The organism is Streptomyces sp. WAC07094 (assembly GCF_036320405.1).
GTDB lineage: Bacteria > Actinomycetota > Actinomycetes > Streptomycetales > Streptomycetaceae > Streptomyces > Streptomyces lannensis.
The window spans coordinates 3,417,428-3,430,355 of record NZ_JAVMJZ010000001.1 but is presented as its reverse complement, the minus strand read 5'-3'; the positions used below and the strand labels follow the sequence as shown (position 1 = coordinate 3,430,355).

The following is a 12,928-nucleotide window of genomic DNA, read 5'->3' as shown; positions in this document are numbered from 1 at the left end:
CACGGGAGTCCGGCAGTCCGGGAGGCCCCCATACCCCTTCCGGCTGGACGCCCCGCACGGCGGCCGCCTCGCGTCCCCCTCTCCCGGCACGCGGCGGCCGCCGCGTCTGTGGGGCGGGCCACAGGGGCCCGGGCGTACGGGATCCCGGATGCGCGATAGCCTGACGGCTGGATCTCTCTTGACGCCAAGATATCGATCGTCTGTACCCGTGATCGACCATCGCGGCGGGGCGCCGGTCACGAGCCGGCGGCGGGATCCCGCACCCCGGGCGACGAAGCCCTACCGCCAGCTGTCAAACGGAGAACGCCATGACCCGCACTCCCGTGAACGTCACCGTCACCGGCGCGGCCGGCCAGATCGGCTACGCACTGCTCTTCCGCATCGCCTCCGGCCAGCTGCTCGGCGCGGACGTGCCGGTCAAGCTGCGCCTGCTGGAGATCACCCCGGCGCTCAAGGCCGCCGAGGGCACGGCCATGGAGCTCGACGACTGCGCGTTCCCGCTCCTGCAGGGCATCGACATCAGCGACGACCCGAACGTCGCCTTCGACGGCACCAACGTCGCCCTCCTCGTGGGTGCCCGCCCGCGCACCAAGGGCATGGAGCGCGGTGACCTCCTCGAGGCCAACGGCGGCATCTTCAAGCCGCAGGGCAAGGCCATCAACGACCACGCCGCGGACGACGTCAAGATCCTCGTGGTCGGCAACCCGGCCAACACCAACGCGCTGATCGCCCAGGCCGCCGCCCCGGACGTGCCGTCCGAGCGCTTCACCGCGATGACCCGCCTGGACCACAACCGCGCGCTGACCCAGCTGTCGAAGAAGACGGGCGTCCCGGTCTCCGAGATCAAGCGCCTGACGATCTGGGGCAACCACTCCGCCACCCAGTACCCGGACATCTTCCACGCCACGGTCGCCGGCAAGAACGCCGCCGAGGTCGTGTCGGACGAGAAGTGGCTCGCCGAGGACTTCATCCCGACCGTCGCCAAGCGCGGTGCGGCGATCATCGAGGCCCGCGGCGCCTCCTCGGCCGCCTCCGCCGCCAACGCCGCCATCGACCACGTCCACACCTGGGTCAACGGCACCGCCGAGGGCAACTGGACCTCCATGGCCATCCCGTCGGACGGCTCCTACGGCGTCCCGGAGGGCCTGATCTCCTCCTTCCCGGTCACGACGAAGGACGGCACGTACGAGATCGTGCAGGGCCTGGACGTCAACGAGTTCTCCCGCGCCCGCATCGACGCCTCCGTCAAGGAGCTGGAGGAGGAGCGCGAGGCGGTCCGCGCGCTCGGCCTCATCTGATCCCCGGGCCTTCGGCCCGCACAGGCCCCGTTCCGGTCGCGTCCGGAACGGGGCCTGCGGCTGTGCGGACACCGCTGCGAACCGTCCCCGGGTGCCGCGGTCAGCGAACGGCCCCGTCCGTCAGCCGCTTCTCGAACCAGTGGGCCGCGTACACGTTGTCGTCGTAGCGCGGGATCTGTGTGTATCCGCAGGCCCGGTACATGGCCTGAGCCTCCGTCAGGACGGCATGCGTGTCCAGTCGCACCAGGCCGAGGCCGTGTTCGACCGCCTGTCGCTCCAGGCCGTCGAGCAGACGGCGCGCGAGGCCCAGGCGGCGGGCCTCCGGGTGGACCCACACATGGCGGATCTCGCCGACGCCGGGCTTCAGGGTCCGCAGCGCCCCGCATCCGACGGGCCGGTTCTCCTCGTAGGCGACCAGGAAGGCGCCGGCGTCCCCGGACACCTCTTCCGGACGGACCAGTGCGGTGGGGTCGAAACCCTCGGGGAAGCGGGCGTCGATGTCGGCGGCGTAGGCGTCGAGGCAGGCCCGCGCGTCCGCGGAGGCGCCGTCGACACGTTCGATCACGATGCCGGCGAGACGCAGCAGGCGCCGTGCGGTGCCGAGCGCGGCGGTCAGTTCGCCGCGCTGGTCCTCGCTGAGGTCGCGCAGCAGGCGTTCGGCCAGGGCGTCGGCGCGGCGGTTCTGCTCCCCGACCTCGTCGCGTCCGGCGGGCGTCAGTTCCGTGAGCCGCAGCCGGCTGTCCTCGTGATGGACGCTCGTCCGCACCAGCCCCTGGGCCTCCAGCGCCCGTGTCATCCGGCTGAGATACCCGGCGTCCAGACCGAGCCGCACGCGCAGCTCGCGCAGTGAGGCGCCGTCCCCGATCTCGTACAGCAGCCGGGCCTGGCCCAGCGGCCGGTCCTGCCCCAGGTAGTGGTCGTCGAGAACGCCGATCCGGCGGGTGAGGTAGCGGTTGAACCGGCGGAAGGCCGTCACATGCTCGGTGGACACTGGCTCCATGTTCCTTTGACCTTAGTCAAAGGAACTGCGGGCGTCCATGGACGTGGCCGGTCACCCGCCGCAGTCGTCACCCGTCACGGGCGTGAACTTTGCGCTTTCCCGGACACAGGTGCCCCCCTATGCTGATGGTTCATCAACTTGCATGTGACCCACGTCTCTTGAGGGCCGGGGGTCCGTCATCGGGGGAGTGGCGTGAGCACCGCCTACGTGCCGCAGCAACCACAGCCGACGCAGTTCGGACCACCACCGGCACAGCCGCCGAGCCCACCGCACGCCAGTGAGGCCACGCGACTGCTGTGTGCGGGTGTCCACCTGGATTCCGTCTACCGGGACCGGGTCATCGAGGAACTGCACCTCAACGAACAGCGGATCGTGGCGCCCTCGCTCGGCTTCGACGCGGCGCGGGTGCTCGCCCACGCCCTGCGGGCCCGGCGCCTGGAACTCGCGTGGGCGGGGGCGGTCATCGGCCTGTGGCTGGTGGGTTCCGCGCTCTCCGGCGGTCTGCTGCTCGGCTTCCTCGTGCCCAGCCTGATGCTGGCGATCGCGTCCTGGATCAGGGGCCGGGCCGGGGACCCTCCGCTGTACCGGCGGGTGCCGGCCTTCTTCCTGCGCTGGTGGGGTCGTCTCACCTTCGCCGGGTACCTCGTCATCACCGTCCTGGCCGCGTTCTCCGGCTCCGACGACGGCTCGTCGTACGAGTCGTCCTACGACCCCTACGGCGGCTCCTCCGGCATGCCGAGCGTGTCCGACCTGGTGCTGCCGAGCGAGAGCGTCAAGCCCTGGCAGGCGTGGTTCGCCCTCGGCGTTCTCGCGCTCATCGCCCTGTGCATCGCCGGGCAACGCCGTCAGTTCGCCCGCGTCATGGCCGCCGAGCTGTCCTCGCAGCGCTTTCCGGACGCCGCGGGCGACCCCGCGGAACAGGAGCAGGGGGCGCGCCTGCAGCGGGTGCGGCAGCGCATCCGGCTCGAACAGCACGCGCCGCTGATCATGTATCACGAGGCCCGGCCGTTCTGCGGCGCGGGCACGGCCTTCGACACCTGGGTCCTCGCCGTCGAGCTCGTGCCCGACCCGTCGAAGAAGCAGCAGCCGCTCAGCAACCGGGCCGTGCTGGAGAAGGTCCGCCCGCTGCTCGCCCAGTTGCGCGTGCCCGCCGAGTACGCCGGGCCCGGCGTCCGCGACCGGCTGCGCCAGCTGGAGATCGACGAGTGCGTGTTCCTGCCCGCCGAGGGACTGCTCCGCCGCGAGGACGCCCCCTACCACCCGCAGGCGTTCGAGGAGCACCGGGCGCGCGCGGTCGAGGAGGGAGGCGAGAAGCGGCGGCACTTCCTGCGCATCCGGGTCGGCGGATGGGAGGAGGAGCTGGTCGTCACCGTGTTCGTGCGCGTCCACACCCAGGGCCGCATGCTCATGCTGGAGATCGCTCCGCATGTGCTCACCCCCGTGCGTGAGGACTTCAAGGACGCCGACCGAACGGCCCACCGCTTCCGTCACAACAACCCGCTCGGGCGGGCCGCCTGGGCGCTCGCCCGAGTGCCGGGCTCCCCGGCGCGCGCCCTGATCACGCTCGGCAGGACCGTGGTGTACGGATGGCGGCTGCTGACCGGCGGCTACGCGAACGCACTGCCCGACGGTCCGGCCCTGTCGGTACGCGAGCTGGGCTCGACGCCCGACCGGTCGCTCTTCCAGGACATGGACGTCGACCGCTATCTCAAGAGTGTCCAGGACCGTGTCGCCCACGGGGTTCGGGCGGCCCTGGCCGATTCCGGCTACCGAACCGGCGAGTTCGTGCAGCGCATCGTGAACATCAGCAACGGCGGCGTTCACATCGGCCGGGTGGAGGGCAGCACCTTCGCGGTCGGTGAGCACGCCAGCGCCTCCGCCACCACCGGCGGCCCCGCGCCGCAGAAGGGACCAGAGACCGATGGCCACGGATGAGCCGAACGTCAGCATCGGCGACGTGTCGCACAGCACCTTCGCTGTCGGCAGCCACGCACAGGCCGTCAGCCACAACGGGACTGCCGGACAGCGTGACGAAGCCACCGAGGAACTGCTGAAGGCGGTGCGCGAGCTGCGCGCCGACCTGACCCGGGTGCGCGGCGACGAGCGGACGGCCGCTCTCGACTCGGCGCTCGCCCAGACGGAGGACGAGATCACCCGTACGGGCCAGGCGGCCCCCTCGCGCCGCGAACGGCTGCGGGAGTTGCTCGGCGACTCGCAGGCACTGCTGAACGTGCTCGCGTCCGCGGGGGCCGTGGCCGGGCTGCTGGGAATGTGAGAGGGAGACGATGAGCGGGGGGCGGTACTGGAACGAGGACACCCAGCGCTGGGAGGACGGCGACGCGGTCCGGAACCCGGCCCCGGCGACGCCGCCACCACCGGCGCGCCCGCAGCACGCCCCGGATGCGGCGACGCCGGGACCGGTCGCGCCCGACGCGGCGGCCTCGGACGAGGGCCGAGGGACGGGTCCTTCGCAGACAGGTCCTTCCGAGGCGGATGTCGCCTGGTGGCAGACGCGGACACAGGCCGGTGAGGGCGGGGTCGTCGAGCCGGTCGCGCCGGACGCGACCGACGGGAGCGGGGCGCGGCCCGTCCCCGAGTGGCCGGCCGACGCGGGCCGGCCGTACCCGGACTGGCCGCCGCAGCCGACCGCGCCCGCCGCTCCCGGTGGGCTCGACCGCCGGGTCCTGTGGTCCGTGGTGGTCGGCGCGGCGGTGGTCGGGGTCGCCGTGAGCCTCGTGCTGAGCCTGGTGATCGGCCCCGGGGACGACAAGGGAGACGATCGGTCCGCCGCGAGCGCCTCCCCGACAGCGGGGCCCACCGGGGCGACGGAGAGCTCCGAGGCGCCCTCGCCCACCGACGACCCGGCGTCGCCCTCCACCTCGCCGAGCGCACTCCCGACGGGCTACGCGTCACGGGACGACGGCGAGGGCTTCCGGATCGCCGTCCCCGAGGGCTGGACACGCTCGACGGTGAAGTCCACGTACGGCATTCGCGTGGTCAACTACCGCAGCGAGGACCGCTCCCACCGGCTTCAGGTCTACCAGGTGGCGGAGTCGTCGCCGGACGCGTCGTTCGAGCTGTACCTGTCCGCCGGGACCGCGAAGCCGGCCGGCTTCAAGAAGATCTCCCTGCAGAACCTCGACGACGGCGAGTTCACCGGCTCGCGGCTGGAGTACCTGGCGGACACCATCAAGGGCGAGCCCGCCGTGGGCACCTGGCACGTCTACGACGAGCGCTTCGTGGCGGCGGACGGCAACATCTACGCCATCGCCGTGTACGGCCCCGACGCGGACGGCCGGGACGACGAGCTTCAGTTGCTCACCACCGCCCTGAACTGGTTCTGCCCGCTCGGAGCCACCTGCGACCCGGCGCCGGCCTGACGCCGTACGCCGGTGCCGGCCGGGCCTCGCCCGGACGGGCGAATCCCCCCGCCGCACGGGCGAGGGGACGGGGACGACCGATCCGGTGGGCCGTGTCCGGCCCTCCGGTGATGCGATGGGACGTCAGGACGCCGGAAGGTTCGGAACCTGGGAGATGTCCACCGATTCGCTCGCGAGCGGGGTCCGCACCAGGACCAGCTTGTTGTAGTCCGTGAAGGTGAGGGACAGGTCCGTGCCCGGCCCGGTCTGGGCGGCGCGGAACAGGCGATGCGGCTTGCCCGCCGTGACGTACAGCGTCGAGGTCAGGCCGTTCACCTGGAAGGACAGGGGGACCACCCGCGTTCCGTCCAGGGTCCTCGCGAGACCCGCCTTCAGTGTGTTCGGCGCCTTGACCATCGCCGACCGCTGGAGCGATTCGAGGTCGCAGGTGCTCGCGATGCCGCTGAGAAGGGCGTTGGAGGTGGAGCCGTGGATATAGCGGTTCTCGTACTCCCGGCTCGCGGCGACACCCCGCTCGCCGGGGAGCTCCGCCTTCCAGAACGTCTGGTCGGGCTTGAGCCACACCTCGGTGCCGCGCTTGATGATCTCGACCGAGCCGCCGTGGCCGCCGAGCGTCATGGTGCCCGCACAGTTGCCGCGCCGGTCCAGCGCGATGTTCATCGCGGTCGGCAGACGCTTGTTGGACGAGGCCGTCGGGCTCCGGTCCACATATCCGAGGCGTACCGATGTTGCCTTCCGCAGCCCTTCCTGTGCCTGGGCGGCCAACCGCTGCGGGTCCTGGTTGCCACCGGTCCGGGCCGACGAAACGCCGCCCATGCCGGGGGAGAACAACAGACCCATCGTCGCAGCCGCGGTCGCCGTACAGGTCGCGATTGTGAAGCCACGGGTCGGGAACATCGCATCACCTCCATGAGTATCTGCCCGAAAGCGTACTTTTATCCCTTTTCGACCGCATTCTCAGTGACGCCTCGCACTTTCCGCCACCGAACGCGCATGCATCGGCGGGTCGGGGGCAGGTGCATCCGGTCTCTGAGGGTGACACGCGTGTGACACGGAGGCATGGACCAGGAACGGAAGGCAACACCGAACATGGCCGGACAGCAGGCAGACAAGACGATCCAGGTGGCGGGGGAGTGGCGCCCGGCGCTCTCCGGGGCCACCCGCGAGATCCTCGACCCCGCGGATGCCGTGCCGTTCGCCCGGGTGGCCGAGGGCGACGAACGGGACGCCGACGCCGCCGTCGACGCCGCCCGCCACGCCTTCGACGCGGGGTCCTGGCCCCGCACCCCCGTCGCCGAACGGGCCGCGCTGCTGCGCCGCGTCGCCGACCTCCTGATACGCGACCGCGAAGAGCTCGGGTTGCTGGAGAGCCGGGACGCCGGCAAGACCGTCGAAGAGGGGCGGGTCGACATCGACTGCGTCGCCGACGCCTTCCGCTACTTCGCGGACCTCGTCACCGCGGAGGGCCCCGGCCGTGTCGTCGACGCCGGCTCGCCCGACGTCCACAGCGTCGTCGTGCACGAGCCCGTCGGTGTCTGCGCGCTGATCACGCCCTGGAACTACCCGCTGCTGCAGGCCAGCTGGAAGATCGCCCCCGCGCTCGCGGCCGGCAACACCTTTGTGGTCAAGCCGAGTGAGATCACCCCGATGACCACGATCGCGCTGCTGGAACGGCTCGACGAGGCCGGACTGCCCGCCGGAGTGGCCAACATCGTCACCGGCCCCGGTCACTCGGTCGGCGCCCGGCTCGCCGAGCACCCCGACGTCGACCTCGTGTCCTTCACCGGCGGGCTCGTCAGCGGCACCAAGGTGGCCCAGGCCGCCGCCGCCGGGGTCAAGAAGATCGCCCTCGAACTCGGCGGCAAGAACCCGAACGTCGTCTTCGCCGACGCCTGCGCCACGGAGGAGGACTTCGACACGGCCGTCGACCAGGCCCTCAACGCCGCCTTCATCCACAGCGGCCAGGTCTGCTCGGCGGGCGCCCGCCTGATCGTCGAGGAGTCGGTCCGGGAGCGCTTCGTGGCCGAACTGGCTCGCCGGGCCGGCCGGATCCGCCTCGGACGCGGAACCGAGAAGGGCGTCGAATGCGGCCCGCTCGTCTCCGAGCAGCAGCGTGCCAGGACGGAGGCGTACGTCGCCTCCGCGCTCGCCGAGGGCGCGGTGCTGCGGTGCGGCGGCAGGCGCCCCGAGCCGAGCGGGACCAGGCCCGCCGACGGCTACTTCTACGAGCCGACCGTCCTCGACCAGTGCCACCGGGAGATGAAGGTCGTACGGGAGGAGGTCTTCGGGCCCGTCCTGACCGTGGAGACCTTCCGCACGGAGGACGAGGCGGTCGCGCTCGCCAACGACACCGAGTACGGCCTGGCCGGTGCCGTCTGGACCACCGACCCCGGCCGCGCCCGCCGGGTCGCCGGCCGGCTGCGCCACGGCACCGTCTGGGTCAACGACTTCCACCCCTACCTCCCGCAGGCGGAGTGGGGCGGATTCGGAAAGAGCGGCATCGGTCGTGAGCTCGGCCCCGCGGGCCTCGCCGAATACCGCGAGACCAAGCACGTCTACCAGAACCTCGCGCCGCGCCCCGTGCGCTGGTTCGCGGGCTGAACCGCGCCCCTCCCTCCCGTCCCCGTCCCCACGTCCCGTCCCCCCACCCCCCACCGACGCGCAGCACCTTCGCACGTCTCCCGAGGAGCAGCACCCCATGTCCGAGCAGCACATATACGACTACGTCGTCATAGGCGGCGGTACGGCGGGCTCCGTGATCGCCTCCCGCCTCACCGAGAACCCGGACGTCACCGTCGCCGTCATCGAGGGCGGCCCGAGCGACGTCGGCCGCGACGACGTCCTCACCCTGCGCCGCTGGATGGGCCTGCTCGGGGGTGAACTCGACTACGACTACCCGACCACCGAACAGCCGCGCGGCAACTCCCACATCCGGCACAGCAGGGCCCGTGTGCTCGGCGGCTGCTCCTCGCACAACACGCTGATCGCGTTCAAGCCCCTGCCGTCCGACTGGGACGAGTGGGAGGCGGCCGGTGCCGAGGGCTGGGGCGCCGTTCCCATGGAGGCGTACTACGCCCGTCTCCTCAACAACATCGTTCCGGTCCACGAGAAGGACCGGAACGCGATCGCCGGCGACTTCGTGGACGCCGCCCGCGCCGCGCTGGGCGTCCCGCGTGTGGAGGGCTTCAACAAGAAGCCGTTCACCGAGGGCGTCGGCTTCTTCGACCTCGCGTACCACCCCGAGGACAACAAGCGGTCGTCGGCGTCCGTGGCCTATCTGCACCCCGTGATGGACGAGCGCCCCAATCTGACGCTCATGCTGGAGACCTGGGCGTACCGGCTGGAGCTCGAGGGCACCCGCGCACAGGGCGTGCACGTGCGCACCGCGGCGGGCGAGGAGGTCCTCGTACGGGCCCGGCGCGAGGTCGTGCTGTGTGCGGGCGCCGTCGACTCGCCCCGTCTGCTGCTGCACTCCGGCATCGGGCCGAAGGCGGACCTGGAGGACCTCGGCATACCGGTCGTGCACGACCTGCCGGGAGTCGGCGAGAACCTGCTCGACCACCCGGAGTCGGTGATCGTGTGGGAGACGCACGGCCCGATCCCGGAGAACTCCGCGATGGACAGCGACGCCGGGCTCTTCGTGCGTCGCGACCCGGACCACGCGGGTCCCGACCTGATGTTCCACTTCTACCAGGTGCCGTTCACCGACAACCCGGAGCGACTGGGCTACCGGCGGCCGGAGTTCGGCGTCTCGATGACCCCGAACATCCCTAAGCCGAGGAGCCGGGGCCGCCTCTGGCTGAAGAGCGCGGACCCGGAGGAGAAGCCGGCGCTGGACTTCCGGTACTTCACCGACGAGGAGGACCACGACGCCCGCACCCTCGTCGACGGCATCAGGATCGCCCGCGAGATCGCGCGGACGGAGCCGCTGGCCGGATGGCTGAAGCGGGAGGTGTGCCCCGGTCCGGACATCACCGGGGACGAGGAGCTGAACGACTACGCCCGCAAGGCGGCCCACACCGTGTACCACCCGGCGGGCACCTGCCGGATGGGCGCCACGACCGACGAACTCGCCGTGGTCGATCCCGAGTTGCGGATCCGCGGCCTCGACGCGATCCGCATCGCGGACGCATCCGTCTTCCCGACCATTCCCGCCGTGAACCCCATGATCGGGGTGCTCATGGTCGGGGAGAAGGCCGCCGATCTGCTCGGAGGTGAGGCCTGATGGCACTCACGGTTCCCACCCGCAAGCCCCCCACCGGGGACTTGGCCGGCACTCCCGTCTTCCGCGTGGAGGGCCTGTGGAAGGTCTTCGGCGCCAAGGCCGACCGCGTCCCGGCCGAGCCCGAGCTCGGCAGCCTGACCCCGGCCGAACTGCGTGAGCGCACCGGCTGCACGGCGGCCGTCCGCGATGTGGGCTTCGATGTCCGCAAGGGCGAGGTCTTCGTCGTCATGGGCCTGTCCGGCTCCGGCAAGTCCACGCTCGTACGCTGTCTGACCCGGCTGATCGAGCCGACCGCGGGCAGCATCGCCATCGACGGCGAGGACGTCCGCGCCATGGACAAGGCGCGGCTGCGCGAACTGCGCCGCCACCGGGCCGCCATGGTCTTCCAGCACTTCGGCCTGCTGCCGCACCGCACGGTCCTCGACAACGTCGCCTACGGTCTGGAGATCCAGGGCGTCGGGAAGGCCGAACGCCGCGAACGTGCCGCGGAGTTCGTGACCAAGGTCGGCCTTGAGGGCATGGAGCAGCGGCGCCCCGCACAGCTCTCGGGCGGCCAGCGGCAGCGGGTGGGGCTCGCCCGCGCGCTCGCCGTGGACCCCGAAGTGCTGCTGTTCGACGAGCCGTTCAGCGCGCTCGACCCGCTGATCCGGCGCGACATGCAGGAGGAGGTCGTCCGGCTGCACCGCGAGGAGAGCCGCACGATGGTCTTCATCACGCACGACCTCGGCGAGGCACTCAAACTGGGCGACCGCATCGCCCTGATGCGCGACGGCCGCATCGTGCAGCTGGGCACCCCCGAGGAGATCGTGGGCTCCCCGGCCGACGACTACGTCCGGGACTTCGTGCGGGACGTCCCCCGAGAGCAGGTCATCACGGTTCGTGCGGCCATGCGCGCCGCGTCCGCCGAGGAGGCGGCGAAGGGCCCCGCACTGTCGCCGGACGCGACCGTCTCGGAGGCGATCGAGGCCGTGGCCCGTACCGGGTCCCCGGCCCGCGTCATGGACGGCGGCCGCTGCCTCGGCGTTGTCGACCACGAACGGCTGCTCGCCGTCGTGGCCGGAACGGAACACGGCGAGGGGGCGGCTTGATGGCCACCCTCACCGCGACCCCGGACCGCGTCGGCCTGCCGGGCCTCCTGCGCCACCGCGCCGTCGGCAAGCTCGTGCTGCTCGCCGTCGCCGCGGCGGTCCTCGTCCCCCTTGCCGACGCCCACTGGGCGAGCGGCAGTTGGCCGCAGGCGCTCACGGTCGACCTGTCCAAACCGCTGACCGGCGTCAGTGACTGGATCATCGACAACCGGGACAGCCATCCCCTGTTCCTCTACTTCTTCGGCTACATCAGCAACGCGGTCGTACTGTCCGTACGCGCCGTCTACCTCGTGCTGCTCGCCGCGGGCTGGGCCGGTGTGACGGCCGCCGCCGGACTGCTGGCCTGGCGGGTTGCCGGTGTGCGCCTCGCCCTCGGCACGGCGGCCGCCCTTCTCGCCTGCGGTCTGCTCGGCATGTGGGTCCCCACCATGCAGACGCTGGCGCTCATGGTGGTCGCGGTGCTCGTCTCGGTCGTGCTCGGTGTGCTGCTCGGTCTCGCGGCGGGCCTGTCCGACCGTACGTTCCGCGCCCTGCGCCCCGTCCTCGACACGATGCAGGTGCTTCCCGCGTTCGCGTACCTCCTGCCCGTGGTCCTCGTCTTCGGTATCGGGGTACCGGCCGCCGTCCTCGCCACCGTCGTGTACGCGGCCCCGCCGATGGCCCGGCTCACCGCACTCGGACTGCGCGGTGCCGACCACGAGGTCCTCGAGGCGGTCGAGTCGCTCGGCACCACGGCGCGCCAGCGCCTGTTCACCGCACGCCTTCCGCTGGCCCGCAGGGAACTGCTCCTCGGCCTCAACCAGACGATCATGATGGCACTGTCCATGGCCGTCATCGCCTCCGTGATCGGCGCGGGCGGCCTCGGCGACCGTGTCTACCAGGCCCTCGCCTCCGTCGACGTGGGCGCCGCGCTCGCCGCCGGGCTTCCGATCGTCCTGCTCGCGGTGGTCCTCGACCGGGTCACGGGTGCGGCCGGCGAAGGTCTGCGGCTCGGCGGCCGCGCGGGATGGGCCTACGCCGCCGCCGCGGCGGTGGCCGTCGCCGTGGCCGCGCGCCTCGCGGGGGGCCTGGACTGGCCCGGCTCCTGGACCGTGCAGATCGCCGAGCCGGTGAACCGTGCCGTCGACTGGATGACCGCCCATCTGTACTCGGGCGTCCCGTACGTGGGCGGCACCGCCGACTGGGCGGGCCACTTCACCACCTGGATCCTCGACCCCCTGCGGGCCGGACTTCAGTGGCTGCCCTGGTGGTCGGTTCTGCTCGTGGTCGCCGCGCTGGCCTGGCTGATCGGCACCTGGCGCACCGCGCTCACGGCCGTCCTGGCGATGGCCGCGACCGGTGTGCTCGGAGTGTGGAAGCCCTCCCTGGACACGCTGTCCCAGGTGCTGGCGGCCGTGGCCGTCACGCTCGTCCTCGGGGTCGCGACCGGGATCGCCGCGGCGCGCAGCGACCGTTTCGAGCGGCTGCTCCGCCCGGTCCTCGACGTCTTCCAGACGATGCCGCAGTTCGTGTACCTGATTCCGGTCGTCGCCCTCTTCGGCGTGGGCCGCGCGCCCGCCGCCGTCGCGGCTGTCGTGTACGCGCTCCCGGCCGTCGTCCGCATCACCACCCAGGGCCTGCGCCAGGTCGACCCGGCCGCCCTGGAGTCGGCGCGCTCGCTCGGCGCCTCGAGCGTTCAGCAACTGCGTCAGGTCCAGCTTCCGCTGGCCCGTCCGGCGCTGCTGCTCGCCGTGAACCAGGGTGTCGTCCTGGTCCTCGCAGTCGTGATCATCGGCGGTCTGGTCGGTGGCGGTGCGCTCGGCTACGACGTCGTCTTCGGGCTGGCACAGGGTGACCTGGCGACCGGTCTGGTGGCGGGAGCGGCGATCGTCTGCCTCGGACTGATGCTCGACCGGGTGACCCAGCCGACCGAGCGGCGCGCACAGAAGGGAGCGTGA

Annotated in this window: 10 protein-coding genes; 8 read left to right on the top strand and 2 right to left on the bottom strand. The window is 71.9% G+C overall.

The window, feature by feature from the left end:
• The first annotated feature begins 308 nt into the window (after positions 1-308).
• Positions 309-1,298 carry a malate dehydrogenase gene (locus RCR19_RS15030; RefSeq protein WP_331265624.1) on the top strand — a complete coding sequence of 330 codons (990 nt, stop codon included), beginning with the start codon at positions 309-311 and terminating at the stop codon, positions 1,296-1,298.
• A gap of 100 nt (positions 1,299-1,398) precedes the next feature.
• On the opposite strand, the gene RCR19_RS15025 is transcribed toward RCR19_RS15030, so the two are convergent.
• Entirely contained in the window at positions 1,399-2,298 is a 900-nt protein-coding gene (locus RCR19_RS15025; protein WP_331265623.1) for a bifunctional helix-turn-helix transcriptional regulator/GNAT family N-acetyltransferase, read from the bottom strand.
• A 192-nt stretch (positions 2,299-2,490) separates the two neighbouring features.
• Between RCR19_RS15025 and RCR19_RS15020 the strand changes: the two genes are divergently transcribed.
• The 3 genes from RCR19_RS15020 to RCR19_RS15010 are packed head-to-tail and all read left to right on the top strand — an operon-like array spanning position 2,491 to position 5,678.
• A complete protein-coding gene (locus RCR19_RS15020; RefSeq protein ID WP_331265622.1) occupies positions 2,491-4,233 on the top strand; it encodes a hypothetical protein in 1,743 nt (580 codons plus the stop codon).
• Complete coding sequence (locus RCR19_RS15015) at positions 4,220-4,573, top strand: hypothetical protein (protein WP_331265621.1); 354 nt, start codon at positions 4,220-4,222, stop codon at positions 4,571-4,573. The genes RCR19_RS15020 and RCR19_RS15015 overlap by 14 nt, the downstream gene beginning before the upstream one ends.
• Before the next feature lie 10 nt (positions 4,574-4,583).
• The gene (locus tag RCR19_RS15010; RefSeq protein ID WP_331265620.1) at positions 4,584-5,678 is read left to right on the top strand and encodes a hypothetical protein; all 1,095 of its coding nucleotides are present in this window, start codon (positions 4,584-4,586) and stop codon (positions 5,676-5,678) included.
• A gap of 123 nt (positions 5,679-5,801) precedes the next feature.
• Here RCR19_RS15010 and RCR19_RS15005 read toward each other — a convergent pair whose 3' ends face one another.
• Entirely contained in the window at positions 5,802-6,575 is a 774-nt protein-coding gene (locus RCR19_RS15005; protein WP_331265619.1) for a hypothetical protein, read from the bottom strand.
• 192 nt (positions 6,576-6,767) lie between these two features.
• Between RCR19_RS15005 and RCR19_RS15000 the strand changes: the two genes are divergently transcribed.
• The 4 genes from RCR19_RS15000 (at position 6,768) to RCR19_RS14985 (ending at position 12,928) form a co-directional block, all read left to right on the top strand.
• Positions 6,768-8,279 (top strand): aldehyde dehydrogenase family protein, encoded by a 1,512-nt coding sequence (locus RCR19_RS15000; RefSeq protein WP_331269448.1) that lies wholly within the window; start codon positions 6,768-6,770, stop codon positions 8,277-8,279.
• Between the two features lie 97 nt (positions 8,280-8,376).
• Positions 8,377-9,903: a GMC oxidoreductase gene (locus RCR19_RS14995; protein ID WP_331265618.1), complete on the top strand. Its 1,527-nt coding sequence runs from the start codon at positions 8,377-8,379 to the stop codon at positions 9,901-9,903.
• Positions 9,903-10,991: a betaine/proline/choline family ABC transporter ATP-binding protein gene (locus tag RCR19_RS14990; RefSeq protein ID WP_331265617.1), complete on the top strand. Its 1,089-nt coding sequence runs from the start codon at positions 9,903-9,905 to the stop codon at positions 10,989-10,991. Before RCR19_RS14995 ends, RCR19_RS14990 begins: the two co-directional genes overlap by 1 nt.
• Positions 10,991-12,928, top strand: coding sequence for an ABC transporter permease subunit (locus tag RCR19_RS14985; RefSeq protein WP_331265616.1), 1,938 nt, complete (start codon positions 10,991-10,993; stop codon positions 12,926-12,928). The genes RCR19_RS14990 and RCR19_RS14985 overlap by 1 nt, the downstream gene beginning before the upstream one ends.